Origin of the sequence: Polynucleobacter sp. UB-Raua-W9 (assembly GCF_018687435.1) — a bacterium.
Classification (GTDB): domain Bacteria; phylum Pseudomonadota; class Gammaproteobacteria; order Burkholderiales; family Burkholderiaceae; genus Polynucleobacter.
Map to the genome: position 1 here is coordinate 942,419 of NZ_CP061290.1, position 25,524 is coordinate 967,942.

Annotated in this window: 27 protein-coding genes; 7 read left to right on the top strand and 20 right to left on the bottom strand. The window is 44.4% G+C overall.

The features are described 5' to 3' along the window. Positions 1 to 80 precede the first annotated feature (80 nt). The 4 genes from AOC07_RS04895 to AOC07_RS04910 form a co-directional block, all read right to left on the bottom strand. Positions 81 to 1,523 (bottom strand): DUF2252 domain-containing protein, encoded by a 1,443-nt coding sequence (locus AOC07_RS04895; RefSeq protein WP_215356858.1) that lies wholly within the window; start codon positions 1,521 to 1,523, stop codon positions 81 to 83. Positions 1,524 to 1,587: 64 nt separating this feature from the next. Continuing rightward, the gene (locus tag AOC07_RS04900; protein WP_215291943.1) at positions 1,588 to 2,028 is read right to left on the bottom strand and encodes a tautomerase family protein; all 441 of its coding nucleotides are present in this window, start codon (positions 2,026 to 2,028) and stop codon (positions 1,588 to 1,590) included. Positions 2,029 to 2,053: 25 nt separating this feature from the next. Continuing rightward, the gene (locus AOC07_RS04905; protein ID WP_215291944.1) at positions 2,054 to 2,551 is read right to left on the bottom strand and encodes an arsenate reductase ArsC; all 498 of its coding nucleotides are present in this window, start codon (positions 2,549 to 2,551) and stop codon (positions 2,054 to 2,056) included. Between the two features lie 29 nt (positions 2,552 to 2,580). After that, entirely contained in the window at positions 2,581 to 2,757 is a 177-nt protein-coding gene (locus AOC07_RS04910) for a hypothetical protein (protein WP_215356859.1), read from the bottom strand. A gap of 458 nt (positions 2,758 to 3,215) precedes the next feature. Between AOC07_RS04910 and AOC07_RS04915 the strand changes: the two genes are divergently transcribed. Continuing rightward, complete coding sequence (locus tag AOC07_RS04915) at positions 3,216 to 3,692, top strand: MgtC/SapB family protein (RefSeq protein ID WP_215356860.1); 477 nt, start codon at positions 3,216 to 3,218, stop codon at positions 3,690 to 3,692. An 81-nt stretch (positions 3,693 to 3,773) separates the two neighbouring features. Continuing rightward, positions 3,774 to 3,974 (top strand): hypothetical protein, encoded by a 201-nt coding sequence (locus tag AOC07_RS04920; RefSeq protein WP_215291948.1) that lies wholly within the window; start codon positions 3,774 to 3,776, stop codon positions 3,972 to 3,974. Positions 3,975 to 3,976: 2 nt separating this feature from the next. On the opposite strand, the gene phoR is transcribed toward AOC07_RS04920, so the two are convergent. The 7 genes from phoR to pstS all read right to left on the bottom strand — a co-directional run bounded on the left by phoR (position 3,977) and on the right by pstS (position 10,592). Further along, on the bottom strand, positions 3,977 to 5,275 hold the full coding sequence (phoR, locus tag AOC07_RS04925) for a phosphate regulon sensor histidine kinase PhoR (protein WP_215291949.1): 1,299 nt from the start codon (positions 5,273 to 5,275) through the stop codon (positions 3,977 to 3,979). Positions 5,276 to 5,338: 63 nt separating this feature from the next. Beyond that, on the bottom strand, positions 5,339 to 6,052 hold the full coding sequence (gene phoB, locus AOC07_RS04930) for a phosphate regulon transcriptional regulator PhoB (protein ID WP_215356861.1): 714 nt from the start codon (positions 6,050 to 6,052) through the stop codon (positions 5,339 to 5,341). Between the two features lie 14 nt (positions 6,053 to 6,066). Then, positions 6,067 to 6,774, bottom strand: a complete 708-nt coding sequence (phoU, locus tag AOC07_RS04935; protein ID WP_215291951.1) for a phosphate signaling complex protein PhoU — start codon at positions 6,772 to 6,774, stop codon at positions 6,067 to 6,069. Between the two features lie 13 nt (positions 6,775 to 6,787). Beyond that, a complete protein-coding gene (gene pstB / locus AOC07_RS04940) occupies positions 6,788 to 7,576 on the bottom strand; it encodes a phosphate ABC transporter ATP-binding protein PstB (RefSeq protein ID WP_215291953.1) in 789 nt (262 codons plus the stop codon). A gap of 56 nt (positions 7,577 to 7,632) precedes the next feature. After that, a complete protein-coding gene (gene pstA, locus AOC07_RS04945; RefSeq protein ID WP_215356863.1) occupies positions 7,633 to 8,499 on the bottom strand; it encodes a phosphate ABC transporter permease PstA in 867 nt (288 codons plus the stop codon). After that, positions 8,496 to 9,482 carry a phosphate ABC transporter permease subunit PstC gene (pstC, locus tag AOC07_RS04950; protein ID WP_215291955.1) on the bottom strand — a complete coding sequence of 329 codons (987 nt, stop codon included), beginning with the start codon at positions 9,480 to 9,482 and terminating at the stop codon, positions 8,496 to 8,498. Before pstC ends, pstA begins: the two co-directional genes overlap by 4 nt. An 87-nt stretch (positions 9,483 to 9,569) precedes the next feature. Then, positions 9,570 to 10,592, bottom strand: coding sequence for a phosphate ABC transporter substrate-binding protein PstS (gene pstS / locus AOC07_RS04955; protein WP_215291956.1), 1,023 nt, complete (start codon positions 10,590 to 10,592; stop codon positions 9,570 to 9,572). A 220-nt stretch (positions 10,593 to 10,812) separates the two neighbouring features. Between pstS and AOC07_RS04960 the strand changes: the two genes are divergently transcribed. From AOC07_RS04960 to AOC07_RS04970, 3 genes are all read left to right on the top strand, one after another. Next, positions 10,813 to 11,646, top strand: a complete 834-nt coding sequence (locus AOC07_RS04960; RefSeq protein WP_215356865.1) for a hypothetical protein — start codon at positions 10,813 to 10,815, stop codon at positions 11,644 to 11,646. A gap of 66 nt (positions 11,647 to 11,712) precedes the next feature. Further along, positions 11,713 to 12,132 carry a hypothetical protein gene (locus tag AOC07_RS04965; RefSeq protein ID WP_215291958.1) on the top strand — a complete coding sequence of 140 codons (420 nt, stop codon included), beginning with the start codon at positions 11,713 to 11,715 and terminating at the stop codon, positions 12,130 to 12,132. Continuing rightward, the gene (locus AOC07_RS04970; protein WP_215356867.1) at positions 12,129 to 13,100 is read left to right on the top strand and encodes a hypothetical protein; all 972 of its coding nucleotides are present in this window, start codon (positions 12,129 to 12,131) and stop codon (positions 13,098 to 13,100) included. Before AOC07_RS04965 ends, AOC07_RS04970 begins: the two co-directional genes overlap by 4 nt. A gap of 9 nt (positions 13,101 to 13,109) precedes the next feature. Here AOC07_RS04970 and AOC07_RS04975 read toward each other — a convergent pair whose 3' ends face one another. Further along, on the bottom strand, positions 13,110 to 13,592 hold the full coding sequence (locus AOC07_RS04975) for a histidine phosphatase family protein (RefSeq protein WP_215291961.1): 483 nt from the start codon (positions 13,590 to 13,592) through the stop codon (positions 13,110 to 13,112). 325 nt (positions 13,593 to 13,917) lie between these two features. On the opposite strand from AOC07_RS04975, the gene AOC07_RS04980 reads away from it, so the two are divergent. After that, the gene (locus AOC07_RS04980) at positions 13,918 to 14,085 is read left to right on the top strand and encodes a hypothetical protein (protein ID WP_215356869.1); all 168 of its coding nucleotides are present in this window, start codon (positions 13,918 to 13,920) and stop codon (positions 14,083 to 14,085) included. Positions 14,086 to 14,087: 2 nt separating this feature from the next. On the opposite strand, the gene glmM is transcribed toward AOC07_RS04980, so the two are convergent. From glmM to AOC07_RS05000, 4 genes are all read right to left on the bottom strand, one after another. Next, the gene (glmM, locus tag AOC07_RS04985; RefSeq protein ID WP_215356872.1) at positions 14,088 to 15,431 is read right to left on the bottom strand and encodes a phosphoglucosamine mutase; all 1,344 of its coding nucleotides are present in this window, start codon (positions 15,429 to 15,431) and stop codon (positions 14,088 to 14,090) included. A gap of 39 nt (positions 15,432 to 15,470) precedes the next feature. After that, entirely contained in the window at positions 15,471 to 16,334 is an 864-nt protein-coding gene (gene folP, locus AOC07_RS04990) for a dihydropteroate synthase (RefSeq protein ID WP_215356875.1), read from the bottom strand. 15 nt (positions 16,335 to 16,349) lie between these two features. Then, positions 16,350 to 18,227, bottom strand: a complete 1,878-nt coding sequence (ftsH, locus tag AOC07_RS04995; RefSeq protein ID WP_215356877.1) for an ATP-dependent zinc metalloprotease FtsH — start codon at positions 18,225 to 18,227, stop codon at positions 16,350 to 16,352. Positions 18,228 to 18,384: 157 nt separating this feature from the next. Then, positions 18,385 to 19,059 carry an RlmE family RNA methyltransferase gene (locus AOC07_RS05000; RefSeq protein WP_215356879.1) on the bottom strand — a complete coding sequence of 225 codons (675 nt, stop codon included), beginning with the start codon at positions 19,057 to 19,059 and terminating at the stop codon, positions 18,385 to 18,387. Positions 19,060 to 19,185: 126 nt separating this feature from the next. Here AOC07_RS05000 and AOC07_RS05005 point away from each other — a divergent pair, with 126 nt between their 5' ends. Further along, on the top strand, positions 19,186 to 19,812 hold the full coding sequence (locus AOC07_RS05005; protein ID WP_215291967.1) for a YhbY family RNA-binding protein: 627 nt from the start codon (positions 19,186 to 19,188) through the stop codon (positions 19,810 to 19,812). A 62-nt stretch (positions 19,813 to 19,874) separates the two neighbouring features. On the opposite strand, the gene AOC07_RS05010 is transcribed toward AOC07_RS05005, so the two are convergent. From AOC07_RS05010 to carA, 4 genes are read right to left on the bottom strand one after another with little or no spacing between them, the layout of a single operon-like run. Then, positions 19,875 to 20,342, bottom strand: coding sequence for a DUF4149 domain-containing protein (locus AOC07_RS05010; RefSeq protein ID WP_215356881.1), 468 nt, complete (start codon positions 20,340 to 20,342; stop codon positions 19,875 to 19,877). Between the two features lie 10 nt (positions 20,343 to 20,352). Beyond that, positions 20,353 to 20,829 carry a transcription elongation factor GreA gene (gene greA, locus AOC07_RS05015; RefSeq protein WP_215291969.1) on the bottom strand — a complete coding sequence of 159 codons (477 nt, stop codon included), beginning with the start codon at positions 20,827 to 20,829 and terminating at the stop codon, positions 20,353 to 20,355. A 58-nt stretch (positions 20,830 to 20,887) separates the two neighbouring features. Next, positions 20,888 to 24,151 carry a carbamoyl-phosphate synthase large subunit gene (gene carB / locus AOC07_RS05020; RefSeq protein WP_215356883.1) on the bottom strand — a complete coding sequence of 1,088 codons (3,264 nt, stop codon included), beginning with the start codon at positions 24,149 to 24,151 and terminating at the stop codon, positions 20,888 to 20,890. After that, on the bottom strand, positions 24,151 to 25,338 hold the full coding sequence (gene carA, locus AOC07_RS05025; RefSeq protein ID WP_215356885.1) for a glutamine-hydrolyzing carbamoyl-phosphate synthase small subunit: 1,188 nt from the start codon (positions 25,336 to 25,338) through the stop codon (positions 24,151 to 24,153). The genes carB and carA overlap by 1 nt, the downstream gene beginning before the upstream one ends. Positions 25,339 to 25,524 lie beyond the last annotated feature (186 nt).

A 25,524-nucleotide genomic window follows, 5' to 3' on the forward strand; every position in this document is an offset into this window, starting at 1 on the left:
GAAAATAGATTAGATATATGTCAAATTACAATATCTACAAATAAGATGACAGATCTGTGACACCCGCTTCAGCCTCCTGTCTAACAGGCTGTTTTTTTCTTAGCAGTCTTTAATTTACCGCTCTTGACGGCTTTGCAAAAGACTTCGTAATCTTGCTGATTTTGCTTTGCATAAGACTTGGCAAATGAATAGAGAGACTCATTCAGCTCCTCAGATTGACCGCAGTAACCTGCAATAACAGCAGCGTCACCAGAGCGCGCATGGCCTAGCGCCAATGCCCAGCCAAATAACTTTGCATAGTCTGGAAAGGTTTGTAAGGTTACGCCACCAGTACCTACGCCAATACCGCCCTTCATATCGCGTAATTGACGCAAATAGAAACCCTGACTCTTGTTAATGTCGAATTGAACTGCACCGTAATTCAAAAAAATGTCAGGCGCACCTTGTAGCAAGTGTTGACCCGCAACAACCCGTCTACCCATATCGCGATAAATAGATTCTCCTAAATATGGCGTTAAAACAGATTTTTGGGCTTCTTTATATTGCAGAAAAAGTGGATCAACTTCACTATCGCCCTCAAAATACAAGACCATACAATTGGTGCCGACGCTACCAACACCAACGACTTTTCTAGCGTAATCTTTTAATGCGTAGCGTTGGAATAATATTTGCCGGTCAGCTAGTAAGGTGCTGGAATAATTTAATAAGGCTTTGTGAATCAATGATTCTAAAGAGACGCCATAAGCATCTTTCTTGAAATGCTCAATCAACGGCGGTTTATTAATAATCTTACGATTTTTGCCAACCAGAGTTGTTAAGCTTTGTAGTACCTGAATATTGCCCTGCCCTTTAGTCTCCTTCAGATAAACATCAAGCTTCTTTTCATGTTCTTTGCTAAAGTGCTTGCGAATATCTTTCTCACCAATAAACTCTTGCGCTAAATCTAAATAGGGCATTTTTGCGTACTGTTCAATGCGCTTTTGGTATTCAGAGGCTATGTTGTGCACCAGCTTTTTTCCTAAAGCTTTATCACCACCCATACTATCGGATGCTATTAGAGCACTAGCAACCAAACGCTTGATATCCCACTCCCAGCTGCCAGGAAGAGTTTCATCAAAATCATTAATACCAAAAACCAATCGATGCTCAGCAGTTCCAAATAAGCCAAAGTTGGAGACATGCATATCACCACAAAGTTGCACAGTAATATTGGTTGTAGGTTGATTGGCTAGGTCTTGTGCCATGATGGCAGCGCCGCCACGATAAAAAGAAAATGGAGACTGCAACATCCGCTCATAACGAATTGGAATTAAGGATTCAATACGCTGTTTAGCTTGAGCTTCCAATATCGTAATAGGATCAATTCGATGCTTAGGCGGCGTATAGATGCCCTGATCAGAAAAGCTCACCACCTTGCGTAATGCCTTGCCATCGGCCATGCGCTTTTTAATACTAGGACGCGGATTTTTAAAAGACTCTACAGATTTTAAAACGGCAAATTGTGGTTTCTTCGCTAAAAACATGATTTACTCAGGAGGTGAATATACCCGCCCATATTAATGCCTTAGGAAGAAAAAAGGCGTTGGGCTATGAATTCAGGTAATTCAGCTTCTTTTGAATGCTAGCAGGCAAGGTGGAAAACCAAACAGAATCGTCGCCCACAGAAGGCAGTATTTGGCCATACTCAATCATTTGACTTGGAGGTATTTCATCGATGTATGCCCAAATCTGATGCCCCGCTAATTTTGTAGTACTTTGAATCGCAATTTCCAGCTCCACTAGCAATTGTTTTTTTACTTGCTCGCTTCTACCAACTCGAATTTGCCCGCTCAGAAAGATATGGGGTTCATCTAGCAAAACACCACCAATGAAGCAGTCATGAATATCCAACTGTTTAAAGACAACTTGGGCAAAATAGGCCTCAGCACCAGTAACATCCGCATGAATTTTTGTAATTGCCTTGGCCAGTGTAAATTTTTGGTGCGTTGTCAAAGACAAGCCAGCGAAATAGATGCTGTAAGTTGCCATTTCACTATTCCAATCAGTTGTATTGCTAGTTAAATTTCTTGTGGATTAAGTTGAGCTCATCTTTAATCTGCAAGTGATCAAGTTTGTCGATCGGAAGATCAAGTAGCAACTCAATACGGTTGCGCAAGCCCATTTCGACTTTTCTGAAGGCATCCCACATATCTTGTTCACTGCTGGTTACAGCCGCAGGATCCATAAAACCCCAATGAGCTGTTGTAGGATGACCTGGCCAATACGGACATTCTTCACCAGCAGCTGAATCACACACAGTGATGATGAAATCCATATGGGGCGCATTTTCTGTACCAAACTCATCCCAGGTCTTACTTCTCAGTAATTCGAGGGGATAACCCATCTCTCGAGCCAGCTTTAAGGCTATGGGGTGAACAAATTGTTTCGGGCTTGAGCCCGCAGAATATCCAATAAAGCGGCCGTGACTTAGCGTTGTCGCAAGAGCCTCGCCGATAATGGATCTGGCTGAATTACCAGTGCATAAAAAAAGAATATTGTATGGTCGTGTCATTAGAAATGAGATCGCAATCAGTTGGTGAATTAAACAATCTCATCGAGACGCAGTGAAAATCTTTTATCAACTATAAATTGGTTAATTTTTGGATCTGTCAAGCGATCGCTTGCCGGTGTATTGAATTCTGGTGACGCTTGTGTAGGGTAGCTTTGAACTTCATTGCGCAATACATCAGAGAGGTACTTGCTAAGATTGACGTTCATAGAGTATTTACTTTGCAGAAGATATTGGATATTGATATGCTAGAAGTTTTATATTTCAGTTTTATTAAGGCCTTGGAAAGAAAAAACCCAGCACAGGCTGGGTTAAAGGGAGGGTAATGCTGCATTATCTTGGTCAGAGGAGATCTGACAGTTCAATTTATACCGGACTCATGACACTCTGATGACTAACTACCCAGTCGATGTTGCGTAAAACGATTTGCATAAGCTAAACGCGCTTCGTACCATGCCTGCCATAAACGTAAGATAAATTTTTTCATAATGCATCCTTGTGGTGAAAGATTGATCTAGGTATTTCTGTTGTGCAGAAACTTCCAAACTTCAATTAACTACATTCATATTGTTAATCGCAGGAATGACAGCGTGATGGCGTTTTTATGACCAATTGATGTAGCTGCGATACACTAAATCAATCAATAATTGATAAGCAAGGGATTAACATGCTTGATTGGGACCTTTACAGCATCATTGCCCTCAGGCTGGCTCTGGCACTTTTTGTTGGGGCTGTGCTGGGTCTTAACCGCTGGTTACACCATAAATCTGCCGGGATTCGTACCCATTCTTTGGTTGCCATTGGCTCTGCCACCGCTGTCATGCTCATCAGTGATTTTGTTCTAGATGATGCACAGGCCGTCAGTCGGGTTCTGCAGGGTCTTATTACAGGGCTTGGCTTTTTGGGTGCCGGCGTCATCATTCATGAGCAGCGCTCACAAAGGGTTCATGGCCTCACCACGGCTGCCAGCCTCTGGGCCTGCGCCCTCATCGGCGCCACCTTTGGGGCCGGCCAATTTGCCCTTGGGGGATTATCTATGGGTGCAATTTTGCTAATTCTGGCTGTCGGGGGCCCCTTAGAGCGACTTTTTGCAAGACTCAATGGGGTAAAAAGAAGCTCTGAAATCTCTACTGATCCTGACTAAATGCCCTCTAAAACGCTAAAAAGTGAGTTTTGTCATATTTATTTGTTAAAGTCTCGAATTATTAAATAACAAGCCAAAGCCATGAGTGACTATAAATACGAAGATGCGGTAAAGCAGTTACAAGAAAGTGGAGCAATTGGTCTTGTAGACTTAAAAAGCCTGCCCCATGATGATCTCGTAGAGTTACTTGAAGAAATCAAGGTTTGGTGCCTTTATGCTGGCGGCAAACCTGAAAAGCTACCTAAAGAATCAAAAAAGAAGAAAAAGAAGAAAAAGGACTGAGCCTAGGGGGCTAATCGCTCTTGAGGAAAGCTCAAAGTAAAGGTGCTGCCTCTGCCTGGAGTACTTTCAATATTCAATTGGGCTTGATGTCGACTGGCGATATGCTTGACAATCGCTAAACCCAAGCCTGTTCCACCGGTATCCCGCGAACGACTCCGGTCTACGCGATAAAAACGCTCTGTGAGTCTTGATAAATGCTCTGAGGCAATGCCGGGGCCAGTATCCCTGACGGAGAATTCGCCCCGCCCTTGCGCATTGATGTCCCACTTCACATGAATAGATCCACCATCTGGTGTGTAGCGTATTGCATTGGCAACTAAATTACTAAATGCAGAAAGTATTTCTCGTTCATCGCCAAATAAATTATGCGTATTCGCAACGTCAAAATTAAATGCATGCTTTCCTTTAGACAAGGCTTCGGCATCATTCCTGAGTAATGCCATCAAAGTAACGATGTTGACTTCATTTGTAGTAGCAGGCAATGCATTGGCCTCTAAATTGGCCAAAGTAAGAAGATCCTCTACTAAACTTTTCATACGTTGCGCTTGTGACATCATCATGTCGAAATACTGATCACGTTGACTCTTCTCAAGATCTAAAGATTGAACTGTCTCTAAAAATCCCATTAAGACAGTGATTGGTGTTCTCATTTCGTGAGAAACATTGGCGACGAAGTCACGTCGCATTGCATCTGCCTTCTGCAAATCCGTAATGTTTTGCACCAGCAATAAATGGCGCTGATTGCCGAATGGAAAAGCTTGCAACATCAAACTCAAATTGCTGGAAGGCCCCATGCGCTCCATGAGCAATGATTCATCAAAATGACGTTTGTTTAAATATTGAATAAATTCCGGGCGACGGATTAAAAAATTAATGCGCTGCATAACATCCCGTTTATAAACTAAACCAAAAAAACGTTCAGCAATACTATTGCACCATTCAATTTGATCATCTTCGTCAAGCATCAATATTCCATTAGGCGATGCTTGAAACGCTTCAATAAAGTGATCGTGCTGTTGTTCGATATTCCGAATTCTCTGCTTAAGAGTTTTAATTAAACGCTGCAGTTTAAAAAATATATCCTCCCAAAAACCGCTGGGTAGCGGCATCAGCTCAACACTATCTAATTGAACGTAGTTTCCTAGTCTCGCTAGGTTGATGTAAGAATAAATTAGGGGGATAGAGAGAAGCGCTACAGCTATCAAAATTGCGTATTCAGGACCCCAACTGTAAAGGGTAATAAATGCAGCGATGAGCGCAAGGCAAACAAGAAAAGTGAAGCGTATTAAAGCAGAAATCATGGTGCAATCTTAGACTATCTCTAGAAACTGTCAGAAATAGCCCCAAAAGGCTGCAGGACCAACCTAGGTCTCAGTTGGAGTTTTCGTTATACGGTAACCGCTACCCCTAACCGTCTCAATAAAATGATCGCAGTCCACCGGGGTCAATGCAGCCCTCAGGCGCTTAATATGTACGTCAACAGTTCTCTCTTCAATGTAAACCTCATTACCCCAGACCTTGTCGAGCAAATTTGTGCGTGAATGGACGCGCTCTGGATTGGCCATGAAGAATTGAAGCAGCCTGTACTCAGTTGGACCCAGTGAAATCGGTTTAGGTTCAGAATCTGGCCAAATGGCTAACACTCTATGGGAGCTGGGATCAAGCTTAAGGGGGCCAATGGTAAGGGGGCCAGTATCCTCAATAGGCGTCTGCCTTCGCAATAAAGCCCTCACCCTTGCAATTAATTCCTTAGGAGAGAAAGGCTTAGTCACATAGTCATCAGCACCAGAATCTAAGCCTAAAACCTTATCAGCCTCTTCACTCTTGGCCGTTAGCATCAAAATAGGCAGACCCCGAGTTCGGTCGTTGGCGCGCAATTCTTTGGCAAATTGCACGCCTGACTTACCAGGAAGCATCCAATCCAGGATAACCATGCTAGGCAAACGATCTTTCATCATTGCAAGAGCAAGATCGGTTTGCATTGCTTTCTCTACTTCATAACCAGCATGAGATAAATTAATTGCGATTAACTCTGCAATTGATGGCTCATCTTCAACGATTAGTATGCGGTGAGTCATGTAGGTAACTCGAGTTAATCTTTATTGGCTTCGCGTACCAAATCTTCATGCGGAATATGACGAACATCGGCACCTTTTGCAACGTAAATTACAAACTCAGCAATGTTCTTCGCATGATCACCAATACGCTCAATTGCCTTGGCAATAGTTAGCATATCTAAGCCAGTGCTAATAGTATGTGGATCTTCAGACATATAAGTAATGAGCTTGCGAACAAAGCCTCTGAACTCCTCGTCAATCTGACGATCTTCAGCGACAACTTCAGCAGCAGCAGTAGTATCCAATCTTGCAAAGGCATCAAGACTGCGACGCAATAAATTAATGGCCATTTGACCAGAAAGACGAATCTCAGCAACGTTGATGTTGTGTGGAGCACCGCCTTCAATAAGACGCTTGGTACGTTTTGCAACGCGCTCTGCCTCATCACCTGCCCGCTCAAGATTCGTAATCGCTTTTGATACAGCCATTACCAAACGTAAGTCGCGAGCAGTAGGTTGACGTCTTGCAATTACTTCAGTACAAGCTAAGTCGATTTGAATTTCGAGATCATTAACAAGCTTTTCATTCTCGATCACAACATTGCAGGTATCAATATCCATTTGCGTGAATGCACGCATTGCAGTCGAGATCTGTGATTCAACTAAGCCACCCATCTCAAGCAAACGACTTGAGAGTGAATTTAAGTCAGCATCGAATTGTGATGATAAGTGTTTATCTGGCATTTAATGTCTCCAATTAACCGAAGCGACCGGTAATATAGTCTTCTGTTTCTTTGCGCTTAGGCTTGATAAAGATTTCATCTGTTTTACCATACTCCACCAAACTGCCAAGATACATATAAGCAGTGTAATCCGATACACGAGCAGCTTGCTGCATATTGTGGGTAACAATCGCAATAGTGTACTCATGCTTGAGTTCATTGATCAGTTCTTCAATTTTTCCGGTAGAAATCGGATCCAAAGCAGACGTTGGCTCATCTAGCAAAATCACAGATGGCTTCACCGCAACACCGCGAGCGATACAGAGGCGTTGTTGCTGACCACCCGAGAGAGATAAACCACTCTGATTTAACTTGTCCTTAGCTTCTGTCCATAGGGCAGCTTTATTGAGTGCCCACTCTACACGCTCGTCCATTTCAGAGCGTGATAGTTTTTCGTATAGACGCACACCAAATGCAATGTTTTCATAAATAGACATTGGAAATGGTGTTGGTTTTTGGAAAACCATACCAATACGTGAGCGTAGTAAGTTTAAATCCTGGCCAGGCTCAAGAATGTTTTGACCGTAGAAATTGATTTCACCCTCAGCACGCTGCCCTGGATAAAGGTCGTACATGCGATTTAAGGTGCGCAACAAGGTAGATTTACCGCAACCTGAAGGGCCGATAAATGCAGTGACCTTGCCTTGCTCAATATCTAGGTTGATGTCTTTTAGACCCTGAAATGAACCATAGTAGAAATTGAGGTTTCTAACTTCAAGCGCATTGACAGCCGCCTGCTCTGAATGTTGATTTGTTGTTTCCACTTTACCCCCTTGACTATCTATCTTATTTAAGTCAAACATTGATTTCATATTGCTCATCATCCCTGGACCTTCTCACGGAATACGACTCGCGCCAAAATATTTAAGCCGAGTACGGCAAATGTAATTAGTAACGCGCCACCCCACGCTAACTCAACCCAGTTGTCATAAGGGCTCATAGCGAATTGGAAAATGACCACGGGCAAATTAGCCATCGGTGCATTCATATTGGTTGAGAAAAACTGATTATTTAACGCTGTAAATAATAATGGTGCAGTTTCACCGCTCACGCGTGCTAGAGCCAATAAGATACCTGTCATTACACCACTTTGTGCTGCACGCAAAGTGATCTTGAATGCCACTTTCCATTTTGGAGTGCCTAATGCATAGGCAGCCTCACGCAAGCTGCCAGGCACTAAGCGCAACATATTCTCTGTAGTGCGAACTACAACAGGTATCGCAATCAAGGCTAGCGCCACAGTACCAGCCCAGCCAGAAAAGTGTCTTGCCTGCGCCACGATAAAAGCGTAAACGAATAAGCCAATCACAATTGAGGGTGCTGACAACATAATGTCAGTAACAAATCGTGTAATTGCGGCAACTCGACTACGGTCGCCATATTCTGAAAGATAGAGACCTGCCAGAACACCAATGGGCGTACTGATGAAGGTACAAGTTCCAATCAATAGGAGGCTACCAACAATTGCATTAGCCAGTCCACCACCATCAGAGCCTGGCGCTGGAGTACTGTGTGTAAAAAGATCTAAGCTAATTGCTGAGAAACCTTTAAACATAAGCACACTCAAAATCCAGAACAAAAAGATCATGCCTAAGAGCATGGCTCCCATCGATAAGGATAGGCCAATCTTGTTGGCACGCTTTCTTTTGGCGAAAATATTTTTATCAATATTAGAGGTATTGTTCATGTTTTCAATCCCTGCTTCTTCTCCATATTGTTTAGCATCCACTTGGCGCATGCCAAAACAACGAAGGTAATAATGAACAGTGCCAAACCTAAGGCAAACAAAGAAGATAAATGATTGCCTGCTTCAGCCTCGCCAAATTCATTCGCAAGCGTTGAAGCAATCGAAGTGCCTGGAGAAAATAAAGAAGCTGATAAACGGTGCGCATTACCGATTACAAAGGTTACAGCCATGGTTTCACCAAGCGCCCTACCCAATCCCAACATTACGCCACCAATAACACCGGCTTTGGTATACGGAAGAACTACATTTTTCACAACTTCCCAAGTAGTACAACCAATACCGTAAGCAGATTCTTTGAGCACTGGTGGAACAATTTCAAATACATCGCGCATAACAGAGGCAATGAACGGCAGAATCATCATCGCCAGAATCAAGCCTGCGCAAAGAATACCAATGCCATTGAAGGCGCCAGAGAAGAGAATGCCAAATCCAGGAACCTGACCTAATGTGCCAGCTAAAACAGGTTGCACGTACTCAGCAAATAGCGGCGCAAAAATAAACAAACCAAACATCCCGTAGATGATGGAGGGAACTGCTGCCAATAGCTCAACTGCAGTACCTAGCGGTCTACGCAATGGACCTGGGCAGAGCTCAGTCAAGAAAACGGCGATCCCAAAACTTAAAGGCACGGCGATCAGCAGTGCAATGACGGAGGTAACGACTGTTCCATAAATAGCAATGAGTCCACCAAATTCACCATTCACGACATCCCATTCTTGGGAGAAAAAGAAACCAGGTCCGAAAGTGTGTAAAGCTGGCCATGCATTCATGATCAAGGAGATCAAAATACCCATCAAAGCAATTAACACTGACAGCGCAAAGAATTGGGTAATGCCATGAAACAAAAAGTCTTGGATTCGCTGTAATTTAGCGATCCGCAAGGCTTGGGGCGTAGGTGCCGAGTGAGACTGAAGAGTATCCATTGTATTGGCTTATTTAAATATTGAAACAGCCCCACAGTGGTGTGGAGCTGTTCATTAATCAATGATTAAGAAGATAACCATCAAACCTTACTTAGTCACAACCTTTGTGAACACGTTCTTACGAATGAAATCAGTTGTTGCATCAGGCATTGGAACGTAATCCAACTCTTCTGCCATCTTCTTGCCATCTTTGAAAGCAAAGTCGAAGAACTTGATCACTTCAGCAGCATTTGCTTTGTTCTCTGGATTCTTGTAAAGCAAGATGAAAGAAGCACCAGTGATTGGCCATGATTTAGCACCAGAAGCATTGGTAATGAAAGTGCCCATTCCTGGGATCTTAGACCAATCTGTGCCAGCTGCAGCAGCAGAAAAAGTTAAGTCATCAGGAGCAACAAAATTACCATCTTTGTTTTTCAAAGAGATGAAAGTCATTTTATTTTTCTTGGCGTATGCATACTCTACATAACCAATAGAGTTTTTCACACGCGTTACGTTTGCAGCAACACCTTCGTTACCTTTGCCGCCAACAGTCGAAGCAGCAGGCCACTTGACGTTAGCACCAGAGCCTACAGCATCTTTAAAGAGAGTACTTGTCTTTGCTAAATAATCAGTAAAGATAGCAGTTGTGCCTGAACCGTCAGCACGGGTTACTACAGTGATTGGACCGCTAGGAATCTTCACGCCAGGGTTCATGATTGCAATGCGCTTATCACCCCAGTCAGAAATGATGCCTTGGAAAATATCAGCCAATGTTGGGCCGTCTAACTTGATCTCGCCTGGCTTAACACCGTCAACGTTAATCACAGGAACCACACCACCGATGATGGCTGGAAACTGAACCATGCCGTCTTTTTCTAATTCATCAAATTTAACTGGATTATCAGTAGCACCGAAATCAACAGTTTTTGCTTTAATTTGCTTAATACCGCCAGATGAACCAATAGATTGATAGTTCAAATTGGAGCCAGTTTTAGCTTTGAAGGCTTCAGCCCATTTTGCGTAGATTGGGTATGGGAATGTTGCACCTGCACCCGTCATGTCAACAGCAAAAGCAGCTGGAGCTAGTGAAATAGCACTAATAACTAGCGCTTTTTTCAAAAAAGATTTCATGTGATTAGTCCTAATGTAGAAAGAACGCAACATTGCGAGTTACCAACAATACGATTGGACTATGACGCTTTGATGACAGGCTGTACCTATAGGAATTTTAATCAAACAAATCAATAACTTAAGATAGGACTTGGTTGATTGAATAAGAAATGACACCATTTTGTAACAAGACTCCGATAAACAGAGATGTTAATACTTAAGAAAATCTCAAAAGATCTTCATGAAATGGCTTTTATTCGGTGCACTGCTATTGCCAAGCTTGGCATTAGGATTTGAGCCATTAAATACAGATGATGCCGGTACAGTGGGAGCCGGACGAAATCAAATTGAGCAATACTTCATTTCCATTAATCGCAATGGTGGCGGCTCACAATCAACTGACTTGATCACGCCAGGGGAAGAATACTCTGGACGAACTGATGCCAAGGCCTACCCTTTTACATACACCCGAGGACTTAGTGATAGCGTAGAGGCATCCTTTTCAAGCACTTATTACAACCAGCCTAGCGGAAATTACTCTAAATTTGCTAACTATGTATTGGGGGCAAAATGGCGCTTTTATGAAGATCAGAGTAATGGTTACGCACTAGCAATAAAGCCAACAGTGGTGCTGCCGGCCGGAAAGCAACAACAAGTGAACGGCCTGGGATTGGCTGCAACCAATTACGGCCTTAATCTCATCGCTTCGAAGTATTGGCAGGGCCTTGAAGTTCATATAAACGCATCCTATATGCGATCCCCTTACAACACGAACTATAGTATCGGGCAAACAGATGAGATCAATCGCACAAACATTTTTTTAGTATCTATCGCGCCTGTTTTGAATGTATCAGAACAGATTAAGCTCGCCTTAGATCTTGGTGCCTCTACAAATCCACCCGCAACTGAGCAAACCATTAGTCACTATGCTCTAGTAGCTGGTATTTACTCGGTAAACGCCAATATTGATATAGGCCTGTCTTATATGAGAACAGGGCTATCTTATAGCGCCACTCTAGGTAGCAAGGAAGCAAACGCAACACGAAGTGAAGTAGGTGTTACGTGGCGTTTTTAATTTACCAGTCATAATTTTCATGCACACTATTTTTAACAATTCTATTTAATCCTATTGGAGTTTGCCATGGACTATCAAATCATTCCTCTAGAAATTGGCTCCATTACAGAGCGTCATGTTTTTCAATGCGGCAATAAAGAAATTAAGTGCGGAATGGTATGGAAGCTCGGATCTGTTTTAACTGATATCAAACCTACGTTTACAAAGGCCTATGATCCCGATATTGGAATTTGCATTCAGGACATACCCGGTGGAACCATGGGCGAAACGTATGGTGGAGAGAAAGTGATTTACTTTTCCGATACCGTAGAAGAAGATGAGCAAGATGAATTGACAGACATCTTTTACGAGAGCTCCAAAAAATACTCCAAAAATTATGCTGACGTCTTCCATGATTTAGGGTGGATAGAAATTAGCTCCGAATCCTATATATTTGGAGAGATTGAAGTTATTGCATTGAATAAAAATCCAAAATCATACAAATGAGCATGCGATTCTTAAAGTCTTTCCTTTTTGCTGCACTAATTGCTTGCACAAGTGCAGCATTTTCACAGCCATTTAAGTTCGTCGCCCTTGGCGATATGCCGTACAACATTCCAGATGATTATGTCCGCTACGAAAGATTGATCGCTGAAATCAATAAAATAAACCCTAGCTTTTCGATCTTCATCGGCGATACAAAATCAGGCTCAAGCCCCTGTAGTGATGAATACAACCTGATTATTAAAAAGTATTTTGATCAATATTCTTCACCAGTGATATACAGCATTGGTGATAACGAATGGACTGACTGCCACAGACCTCTCGCAGGCGCTTACGACCCAATAGAGCGTCTTCACAATGTTCGCAAAGCGTTCTTTGATTCGGAAATGAGTTTAGGAAAAAAGCGGCTACAACTGATGAGACAGGCAGATCTTGATCCCCAATTCAGTAAGTATGTAGAAAACTCAATGTGGGTGAAAAATCATTTCCTTTTTGTGAACTTACATATTCCCGGATCGAATAATAATTTTGAGCGTGATGAAAGCGCTAAACAAGAATACTATGCCCGAAATCAGGCTAATTTAAGCTGGATTGAAAAAGCATTTGATCTAGCTAATCGCAAGCATTACGCAGGCATTGTTTTTTCTTACCAAGCCGATATGTTTTACAGTCCAAATCAAACGACCGATTTAACAAGCGGGTATCGGGATACATTGCAGGCCTTTAGTATGCATGCGCAAGCATTTAAGAAGCCCGTATTGTTGGTACATGGTGATAGCCATCGCCTGATCATTGATCAACCATTAAAAACAAACAATCAAAAGTACACCCTCGAAAATGTCTTGCGATTACAAGTCATGGGCGCAGAACATGTCCAGGCAGTTGAAATCCAGGTGAACCCATCTGCTCTGCAGCCCTTTAGTTTCAAGCCCATCTTAATTAGAGAGAATATGGTTGCCCCAAGAGATTAGTCTTCCTTGCTAGTTTAAGAAAGAACACTTACTAGACTTTTCGGTCAACACTTTTCCCCAATCCTTAAAGTCAAAAGAAGCCTTCATGAGGGCACAAGTAGACATTGCGATGGGCTCACCAGCAACATGGGATGCTAAGTCTGTAAGGCTAGGATTGTGACCCACGATCATTACAACATCATATCTTTTTGCAACGCCAGAAATTAATTCAAGTAACGCACTTATTTCTGCCCCATAAACCATTGGGTCAATTAAAAAATTGGTATGCTTCATATCTAATTTATTTGCAATGATTTGCGCTGTAGTAATTGCTCTTACTGCAGGACTAGTAACAATTAAGTCGAGGTGAATTTCTTTTTTATGAAGCTTCGTACCTAACTTATTCGCATCTTTAAGCCCGCGTTCAGATAAAGGCCTATCCTGGTCGGGCACCAATAGCCCGCCAGTAATAGCCTTAGCGTGGCGCAATAAGAATAACGTTTTAGCACTCATCTGCGTACACACCAGTCTTAGGTATCGTTATCTGGAATTCTAGGTAGCTTTTTTGAATTTGCCTAGCAATAGATTGCACTATCGAATCTATTGACCTTTGAGCGCCACATGACAGAAATATTGCAGTTTTATTACATTCCTTCTCTGTCATATAAGCCCTCATTTAAGCTTATGAAAGCTATAACCATGATGAAAGAATGTCATATTCGGAATGTAGACTAAGGCCTACTTATGGGATATGAGGTGCAATTCTGCCGTTACTGGTTACGGACAGTTTGCTCTAACAGCCCATAGGTAACCAGTTAACAAGGTTCTCGAGGTCTGCATGAGCACAGAACACGATGATGAGCAAAGCAAAAGTCTACCTATCGACTTTGCTAGCACAAAGCAAACTCAAGCCAAAAAGAGATTGATTTGGCAGCACTTAACGCAAAAAAAGATGAAGAAGAAACATAAGTCCTTCTTAGAAAAGAACAAGCAGGTAGTTGAGTAAAACTAAGCAACAGGCACTAAATCAGCAATACTCTTTGCAGCCTTCATCGCTACTTCGCCGTCTTTAGTTTCTACCATTACTCTGAGTACTGGTTCGGTACCAGATGCACGAATCAGTACCCTGCCAGAATCCCGAAGATTTGCCTCTACTTTAGAGATCTGCTGCTGAAGCATCTCGTCTGACTGCCATTGATACCCGGGTTTGAATTTCACATTCAGGAGAACCTGCGGAAAAATGTTGACTGCCTCTAGCAGTTCAGCAAGACTCTTCTGATTCTGACTCATTGCCGCGAGCACTTGTAGGGCTGCAATCGTGCCATCGCCTGTGGAGTGCTGATCCAAGCATAGTAAGTGGCCAGAACCTTCTCCACCAATAATCCAACCTTTTTGTTTTAAAAGCTCTAATACATAACGATCGCCAACATTTGCGCGTTCAAACCCAATGCCAAGACCTTTGATTGCATTCTCAATTGCTAGATTGGTCATCAGGGTGCCTACTGCCCCGCCAATCTTTTGCCCACGATCAAGCCTATCCTTGGCTAATACATATAGCAACTCATCACCATTAAACAATCTTCCAGACGAGTCCACCATCTGCAGGCGGTCAGCATCTCCATCCAAGGCTATACCGAGATCAGCTTTTTCTGCTTTAACTTTGGCAATCAAAGCTGCGGGTGATGTAGCTCCGCAGCCATCATTAATATTTTTACCGTCTGGATGAACGCCAATCGAAATGACTTCTGCACCGAGTTCATGAAATACGTGAGGCGCAGTATGGTAAGCAGCACCATTAGCGCAATCTACCACGAGCTTTATTCCCTTCAGATTTAACTCCCCTGGGAATGTTGATTTGCAAAACTCAATATAGCGGCCTGCAGCATCTTCTAATCGAAATGCTTTTCCTAATTCTTGAGCGCTAACGCAACCCATCGGATGCGCAAGCTCTGCTTCAATCGCAAACTCAAAGTCATCATCCAGTTTGTCGCCATTTGCTGAGAAAAACTTAATGCCATTATCTTGATATGGATTGTGCGATGCAGAAATCACCACGCCTGCTGATAAACGCAAGGCTTTAGTCAGGTAAGCTACTCCCGGGGTTGGCATTGGACCACAAAGCATGACATCAACGCCTGCAGCAGCAAAACCTGCCTCGAGCGCAGCCTCCAGCAAATAGCCTGAGATACGCGTATCTTTTCCTATTAATACTTTGCAACGTTGGCTAGGTTTTGCGTGTTTGGATAGCACTTTACCTGCGGCATATCCAAGGCGAGTCATAAATTCTGGAACAATCGGAAATTGCCCCACTTCACCACGTATGCCATCAGTACCAAAGTATTGTTTTTTCATATGGTTCATTATAAAACTGAGAGACTTAAATCTAATACCCTAGCTATTTACGGCTTCCCAAAGCTTTAAAGCATCAACCGTTTCGGGTACATCATGAACTCTGACGATCTTGGCACCACGATCAGCCGCCATGATGGCAGCAGCAATACTTGGGCTTACTCGGTCGTTAGTGTCTTTACCAGTGATTTTGCCGATCATCGATTTACGGGAAATACCGGCTAAGACTGGATAAGTCAGCTTGGAGAATTGCTGAAAATTCTTGAGCATATCGAGGTTGTGCACAAGGCTTTTGCCAAAACCAAAGCCTGGGTCGATAGCTATTCTGTTTGTATCAATCCCTTTGGTTGTCAGCAGCTCTGCGCGCTCTTCCAAAAACAATATCACCTCAGCAATAACATCTTGGTATTCAGGTTTAAATTGCATCGTTAATGGATCACGTTGCATATGCATTAAAACAATTCCGCAGTGATTATTTTCGGATACCGCATCAAGCGCACCCTCTTGTCTAAGCGCCCAGATATCATTGACGCAATCCACGCCCGACCTTAATGCTTGGCGCATCGTTTCCGCTTTATAGGTGTCAATCGATAGCGGCGTACCGCAATCCTTCAAAGCCTCAATCACTGGCAACACGCGATCAAGCTCTTCTTGGAGCTCTATAGGTTCAGCACCAGGGCGGGTAGATTCACCACCAATATCAATTAAATCAACACCACTCGCGATCATCAACTCTGCATGAGCAATAGCGTCCTGCGGCGTTCTAAATTTGCCGCCATCCGAAAATGAGTCTGGAGTGGCGTTAAGAATGCCCATCACAATAGGCCGCTGACGTTTATTGAAGTCAAAAAGAAAACGCCCACAACGCCAAGTTGTGGGCAGCTCTTGTATGCCTTGACTATCCATCAAGATAGTTGGAGATTAAGCTGTCGCTGGAGCGCTACCAGCCGCTGGTCCTGGCGAACCAGCAGAGTTTCCAAACTGCGTTGCAGGGGGTGGCTTAGGAACTCTTGGCGGGCGACCTTCCATGATGTCATTAATTTGCTCTGCATCAATAGTTTCCCATTCGAGGAGTGCAGCAACCATCGCCTCTACCTTATCGCGATTTTGCTCTAGGATGGATCTCGCTAGATTGTATTGACTATCAATCAGGGTGCGAATCTCAAAGTCCACCTTTTGCTGGGTCAATTCAGAAACAGTCTTGGTGCTGTTGCGACCAAAGATACTTTCAGATTCTGTATCAACATAAACCATGGTGCCCAGGCTATCGCTCATGCCGTAACGCGTCACCATATCGCGCGCCATTTTAGTCGCACGTTCAAAGTCATTTGAAGCGCCAGTACTCATGGAGTTCAAAAATAACTCTTCAGCAGCACGGCCGCCAAACAAAATCGCCAACTCTTCCATCATGCGATCTTTGTACAGATTCACTCGATCAAATTCTGGAAGCTGCCATGTCACACCCAAGGCCATGCCACGCGGCATGATGGTGACTTTATGCACTGGATCGGCTTTGGGTAGGCTTTTAGCAACTACTGCATGACCAGACTCGTGATAGGCAGTATTGCGACGCTCTTCTTCGCGCATCACCGCAGACTTGCGTTCAGGACCCATATAAATCTTGTCTTTAGCGTCCTCAAAGTCTTTCATATCTACCGAGCGCTTATTGCGACGCGCAGCAAATAGTGCAGCTTCGTTTACTAGGTTGGCTAAGTCCGCACCAGAGAAACCCGGAGTGCCACGCGCTAATACTGCAGCATTGACATCGGGATCGATTGGAACTTTACGCATATGGACTTGCAAGATTTGCTCACGACCACGAATGTCAGGCAAGCCTACATGGACTTGACGGTCGAAGCGACCTGGGCGTAATAAAGCTTTATCCAATACATCGGAACGGTTGGTAGCGGCTACAACGATGACACCGCTATTGCTTTCAAAACCGTCCATCTCAACCAGCATTTGGTTCAGGGTTTGTTCGCGCTCATCATTACCGCCACCCATACCTGCACCACGATGACGACCGACAGCATCGATCTCATCAATAAAAATAATGCATGGTGAATTTTTCTTGGCGTTCTCAAACATATCGCGTACACGGGATGCACCAACACCAACAAACATCTCTACAAAATCAGAGCCAGAGATAGAAAAGAAAGGAACCTTGGCTTCGCCAGCAATGGCGCGTGCCAACAAGGTTTTACCAGTGCCAGGAGGACCCACAAGCAAAACACCATGCGGAATACGGCCGCCAAGCTTTTGAAACTTTTGTGGATCTTTTAAGAAATCAACCAGCTCATAGACTTCTTCTTTAGCTTCATCACAACCAGCAACATCAGCAAAAGTAACTGTATTGCTATTTTCGTCAATGAGGCGAGCCTTCGATTTACCAAAGGAGAATGCCCCGCCTTTTCCGCCACCTTGCATTTGACGCATCATGAAGAACCAAAAACCAATAATTAATAAAGTAGGTCCGAGATAGTACAAGGCAGATACCAACATATTCGGCTCATCGTCCGCCTTGCCAGTGACCTGCACGCCATATTTCATTAAGTCGCCAACCATCCAGATATCTCCTGGAGAGATGATGGAATACTTATTGCCATCAGCAGGAGTGACTTGTAAGGTACGACCTTGCACGTCAACGCGCTTCACTTTTCCCGCTTTAGCGTCATCCATGAATTGGGAGTACGTGACTTGTGTCTGCTCCTTGGGCTTGTCAAACTGTTTGAAAACAGTAAAAAGTACCAAGCCCACGATGAGCCACACGCCGATTTTTTGGAACATATTGCTGTTCAAATTGATTCCTTTACTGGATCTATCCAGGAGTTAAAGCCACTTGCTTTCTAAGTATTTGATTCTACTACCACCCTTTTTCAAGGGCTAATGGCATATTTATTTAATAAACCCATGTATTACAGGGGGTTATTGCGGTGATTCAGCCATCTTGGAGACTCTATTTGGGTGGTTTTAAGTTTCTACCCAAAAGGAAAATCTCAGAAGATCTGGCCCGAGAGGCCTTGGGCTTTCGAGAAGCAACCGTTTTGAAGACCTTTTTAAAGGATTCGACAATCTGGCTATAACCACTACCGTTAAAGCATTTAATCAATAAAGCGCCCTCAGGCTTAAGGTGATCTACCGCAAAGTCGAGTGCAATTTCTGCCAAAAAGGCCATGCGGGCAGCATCTGCAACACCCACACCAGAAAGGTTTGGCGCCATATCGGATAAAACGAGATCGACCTTTCCTTCGGCATTTTTGGGCAGTAAAGCTTCAAGCGCCTGAAGACCTTCTTCTTCACGAAAGTCAGCTTGGATAAAGGAGACATCAGCGATATCTTCCATCGGCAAAATATCAATAGCGATGATTAGGCCATCTGGTTTACCAGACTCGATCTTGGGGTTACTTTTACCAAGTTCGGTTAAGCGATTACGCGCGTATTGAGACCAGCTCCCAGGGGCGCTTCCAAGGTCGACAATAGTCATGCCTGCTTGTATGAGGTGATCTTGCTCGTCAATTTCACTAAGCTTGTAAACCGCTCTAGCACGATAGCCCTCTTTCTGAGCCATCTTCACATAGGGATCGGTTAGATGATCCTGCAACCAACTTTTATTAAATTTATTCTTTGCCACAACTTACCCACTTTCACCTCACATTTTCCTAGTTTTACACCCCTAAAGCAAAAGGAATCGCTCTAAAAAGTGTCATATCCTGTCTAAAGAGGCTTTTTAAGTGCTCGATGCTCTATCATCGAGGCCATGACTGCTCTAACTCTTACCCCCGCTCAACGCAAATCCCTTAAAGCCGATGCCCACGATCTCAGCCCTGTTGTCATGGTTGGCGGAGATGGATTAACACCGGCGGTTATTAAAGAAGCTAAGCTCGCGATCAATCACCACGGGCTTATTAAGATTCGGGTCTTTGGAGATGATCGTGAAGCCCGGGTTGCAATTTATGAAGAGCTCTGCGACAAACTCGACGCAGCACCAGTTCAACACATTGGCAAGCTACTTGTTCTGTGGAAGCCAAAAGATGTAGTTGATGAGGCATTCTCGAATCTCAGTAGATCATCCAAGCAAACGAAAAAGTCACTGCAAGCACCGCGCACTAAACGCCAGCCGAACCGCGCACCCGCAAAATCTGGTGTACGTACCAGCACTTCAGAAAGATCAGATCGTCGCTCTGCTTCGAATGCAGCACCATTCGCACGCGCTGCAGCCGTAAAATCCGCCACACCTAAGAAACGTGTTCTTCGCTCTGAAGCTGCTGAGTCCAAAATTGGTTGGTCATCACCAGGTTACCGTAAGGCTGCTGCTGCCCCTGCTCCCATCAAGAAGCGTAAGGTTCGCATGAGCAGTAATAAGAAAAAATCGCTCGGATCTTAATAGATTACATTAACTCGAAGAACGCCGCTAGTCGGCGTTTTTCTATTGTCCAGGGCTTGGTACTAAACTGGTTTTGTCAGGCGCCAAACCAAATAAATACCCAGCGCGCTTTGAATGGTAAACACGATGCTAGATGCACCATGAAGCTTGCCAAATAGGTCGGCAGATGGGGATAGCATCACTGGCATGCCATGTAACAATGCCTGGTCTCGGAGTGTATTCATCCAAGGGATGAATACAAATACAGCAGCCACTGAGCAAAGTAACATTCCCAATAAGATCAAGCGAATCGTTTTGTAGTGTCCAAGACCGCGTGTAACGAGAAGGTTTGCAAGAACCATGAGCACAATGCATACAGTCGCACTAAGGTATGCCTCAGCTTTAAAAATACTACCAGCTACCATGCCAGCCACTTGACGATCAGTGAGGGTGCTAAAAATGGTTGGAGCAACTAGATAACCTACAGCAAGGATGCTGCCAACCCAAACACCGGCTATCAATATAAAAAGGCGTTGTGCGCCAGCGTGCATCGAAGTTATCTTAGATATAGCGAACTGCCAAAATCTCAACTTCACGATTACCGCCTGGAGCTTGGACAGCAACGACATCGCCTTCTTCTTTGCCAATTAATGCGCGGGCAATTGGAGAGCTAATGGAGATTTTATTTAATGCAATATCTGCTTCATCATCGCCCACGATCTGATAGGTAAATTTGGTGCCGTCTTCGAGATCCTCAAGATCAACAGTGGCGCCAAAAACAATACGGCCAGAAACATCTAGTGAAGCAGGGTCAATAATTTGGGCAGCGGATAACTTGCCTTCTAGCTCCTGAATACGCCCTTCAATAAAACCTTGTTTTTCTTTAGCAGCATCGTACTCAGCGTTCTCAGAGAGATCGCCTTGCGCACGCGCTTCAGAAATAGCGTTAATAACTGATGGACGCTCAACATGCTTGAGGCGATGCAGCTCTTCTTTGAGGAGTTCTGCACCGCGCTTGGTAATTGGAATTGTGCTCATACTGCCAACCTAACTTAAATTCTTGCGCTCGATTGCGCGTACAAAACTTAATTTTAGATTAAATGAGCTTCCGATGTAAGTCTTGCAAGGAATAAACCTCTAGAGACTCTTTACTGCCGTTTTGGGAGGCTAATAAGCCATCCATTACCGCACGGGCAGCACTGATGGTCGTATAGTAAGTCATCCCATTTGCTTGAGCTGTAGTTCGGATAGATCTAGAGTCAGCAATGGCAGTACGGGTCTCATCGACAGTTGTGAAGACCAAGGAAATCTCACCATTCTTGATGAAATCCACGATATGCGGACGACCATCTTTGACCTTATTGACCACACGCACCGGCAAGCCTGCTGCCTCAATTGCAGCAGCGGTCCCTTTAGTAGCAACCATTGGGAAGCCCAATTGATGGAGAAGCTTAGCGACCTCAATGGCTTTAGGCTTGTCGCTATCTTTAACCGTCAACAGCACAGTGCCACTCTTAGGCAATTTAATGCCTGCGCCCAGTTGAGATTTAAATAAGGCTTCGCCAAAGGTTTTGCCTACACCCATCACTTCACCGGTCGAGCGCATCTCAGGCCCAAGGATTGGATCAATGCCCGGGAACTTATTAAACGGGAATACAGCTTCTTTAACAGAGAAGTAAGGTGGCTTTACCTCTGCCTTGATACCCTGCTGCTCCAATGTTTGGCCAACCATACAGCGTGCAGCAATCTTGGCCAACTGTAGACCAGTGGCTTTTGATACAAATGGAACAGTACGTGAAGCACGCGGATTCACTTCCAATACAAAGATGACATCTTTGCCATCAACATTCTGAATCGCAAACTGTACGTTCATCAAGCCAATCACATTGAGGCCTTTAGCCATCGCTGCAGTTTGACGTTTAATTTCTTCAACGGTTGAATCAGATAAAGAATATGGTGGCAATGAGCACGCTGAGTCACCCGAGTGGACGCCGGCCTGTTCAATATGCTCCATCACTCCACCAATAAAGACTTTAGTGCCATCGCTGATACAGTCAACATCACACTCAATCGCATCATTGAGGAAGCGATCTAGCAACACTGGTGAATCATGAGATACCTTCACGGCCTCACGCATATAGCGCTCTAAATCACGGCCATCATGAACAATTTCCATTGCGCGGCCACCAAGCACGTAGGAAGGACGTACTACCAATGGATAGCCAATTTCTTCAGCAAGCTTTAAAGCCTCATCCTCAGCACGCGCAGTCCGATTAGGCGGCTGACGCAAACCTAGATCTTGCAGAAGTTTTTGGAAGCGCTCTCGATCTTCAGCAGCATCAATCATGTCTGGTGATGTGCCAATAATCGGCACGCCATTACGCTCAAGATCCAAGGCAAGTTTCAAAGGGGTTTGACCGCCGTATTGAACGATTACACCTTTTGGCTTCTCTTTGGCAACAATTTCTAAGACATCTTCAAGAGTGAGTGGCTCAAAGTACAAACGGTCAGATGTATCGTAGTCAGTCGAGACCGTTTCTGGATTGCAGTTAACCATGATGGTTTCATAGCCATCCTCACGCATTGCTAAAGCAGCATGAACGCAGCAGTAGTCAAACTCAATACCTTGGCCAATACGGTTAGGGCCACCACCTAAGACCATGATCTTGTCTCTATTGCTTGGATTGGATTCGCATTCGCCATGCTCTGCTTCATAGGTGGAATACAAATAGGCAGTATTAGTAGAGAACTCAGCTGCGCAAGTATCAACACGCTTGTAGACAGGAAGCACTTTGAGCCGGTGACGTACTGCACGTACTGATGAGGCATCAACACCCAGTAATTTGGCCAAGCGACGATCAGAAAAACCTTTTTGCTTAACGGCACGCAGCTCAGCTGCTGAAAGGCTATCAATCTTGCGTTGCTTCAGTTCAGCTTCAATGGTGATGAGCTCTTCAATTTGCTCCAAGAACCATGGGTCAACTTTAGTTTCAGCATAAATCTCATCTAAGCCCATACCCATTCGGAAAGCATCTGCTAGATACCAAATACGATCAGGGCCCGGCTCATTGATTTCATTAATGATGTCGTCAAGATCGGTAGATACTTCATCCAAGCCATCAACTCCAACCTCTAGACCTCGCAGTGCTTTTTGGAAAGACTCCTGGAAAGTGCGACCAATCGCCATTACTTCACCAACCGATTTCATTTGAGTTGTCAAACGTGAATCTGCTTGCGGGAATTTCTCAAAAGCAAAGCGTGGAATTTTTGTGACAACATAGTCAATCGAAGGCTCGAATGATGCCGGTGTAGCACCGCCAGTAATATCGTTCTTCAGCTCATCTAAGGTATAGCCAACCGCTAACTTGGCTGCAATTTTGGCAATCGGGAAACCCGTTGCTTTAGAAGCCAATGCCGATGAGCGAGATACCCGCGGATTCATCTCAATGACAATCATGCGGCCATCAACGGGATTGATCGAGAACTGCACGTTTGATCCACCGGTGTCTACACCGATCTCACGCAGAACGGCAATCGATGCATTCCGCATGATTTGATACTCTTTATCGGTCAGCGTTTGTGCTGGGGCAACAGTAATGGAATCACCGGTATGGACACCCATTGGATCCAAGTTTTCGATTGAGCAAACAATGATGCAGTTATCGTTCCGATCACGCACCACCTCCATCTCAAATTCTTTCCACCCCAAAAGAGACTCTTCAATCAAGAGTTCGCGCGTTGGCGATAAATCAAGACCGCGTTTACAAATCTCTTCAAACTCTTCACGGTTGTAAGCAATGCCACCACCTGATCCACCCATGGTGAAAGAAGGACGGATAACCACAGGAAAGCCTGAGCTGCCGGTCTCTCGCTGAATATGCTGCTGCACTTCGAGTGCCTGATCCATTGAATGAGCAATACCAGACTTGGCGGAGCCTAGGCCAATCTTGGTCATCGCCTCTTTAAATTTCTGACGATCTTCCGCTTTATCAATTGCTTCTGGTGAGGCGCCAATCAATTCGCACCCGTACTTTTCTAATACACCGTGACGATGAAGATCCAATGCGCAATTCAAAGCGGTTTGTCCGCCCATGGTTGGCAAAATAGCGTCAGGTTTTTCAGTGGCAATAATGCGCTCAACTACTTCCCAGGTAATCGGCTCGATGTAAGTCACATCCGCCATCTCAGGGTCGGTCATGATGGTAGCTGGATTGCTGTTTACTAAAATGACTTTATAGCCTTCATCACGCAAAGCTTTACAGGCTTGTGCGCCAGAGTAATCAAACTCACAGGCTTGACCAATCACAATGGGGCCTGCACCAATAATCAGGATGCTCTTAATGTCGCTACGCTTAGGCATTATTTGCCCTCCTTCTGGCTGGCAGCATTCATGAGCTCCACAAAACGATCAAATAAATAGGCAATGTCATGGGGCCCAGGTGAGGCCTCTGGATGACCCTGGAAACAGAAAGCTGGCTTATCTTTCCAGGCAAGACCTTGCAAGGAACCGTCAAATAAAGAAACATGCGTTACGCGAATGTTATCCGGCAAAGAGTTTGCATCGACTGCAAAGCCATGGTTCTGCGAGGTAATCGCTACACGACCAGTATCCAAATCTTTCACTGGGTGGTTAGCACCGTGGTGACCAAACTTCATCTTTAAAGTTTTGGCTCCGGCTGCTAAACCCATAATTTGATGGCCTAGGCAGATGCCAAACGTTGGTATACCCTTTTCAATGATTTCTTTTGCTGCCGCAATAGCGTAATCGCAAGGACCAGGGTCTCCAGGGCCGTTTGAAAAAAATACACCATCTGGATTCATGGCAAGTACTTCTGCGGCACTGGTTTGCGCTGGCACCACAGTCAACTCGCAACCGCGCTCAGTCAGCATTCGCAAAATATTATGTTTTACGCCGAAGTCATAAGCGACCACTTTCTTAGTCGGCTTGCTGATATCCAAGGTTTTATAGGCAGGCTTGTCTTCAGGACCGTGCAATAACCACTCTGCTTCACGCCATGGATAAGATTTTTTCGTAGTAACTACTTTAGCTAAATCTAGGCCAGACATACCTGGAAAAGCTTTTGCAAGTTCTAGGGCTTTCTTGCCCAAAGCTTCAGAGCTATCACCCAATTTGCCAGCCACGATTGCTCCGGATTGAGCCCCTTTGTCGCGCAGGATGCGAGTTAACTTACGGGTATCAATTCCAGCAATGCCAAGGACACCCGCTTTAGTCAGATAAGCATCAAGACTTCCTTCTGAGCGAAAGCTGGAGACACGCTTGGGTAAATCTTTAATTACTAAACCAGCGGCATGAATCTGATCAGACTCTGCATCTTGAGCGTTAACGCCAACGTTGCCGATATGGGGATAAGTAAGCGTAACAATTTGACGGCAGTAACTAGGATCCGTAATGATCTCTTGATAGCCAGTTAAAGCGGTATTGAAAACAACTTCGCCAGTAGTTTCGCCTTGGGCGCCAATACTAAAACCGGGAAATATAGTGCCGTCGGCTAGGGCCAACACGGCAGGAGGAAAAGAAGGAAGCAAGGGTGACAAACCATCTCCAGTCCCTGCTCCATCCGACGCTCAAAACCCCCAAAAAGACCAACCCGGGGCTTGTTTATGCGGGAGGTGAGTGTCTTTAAGCGCTAGGGTATTTATTAAGTTTCGAACCTTGCAATGATACCAGTTTTGCTCGTAAACCCTTAAATAACAGCCAATTGGCGCTCCAGG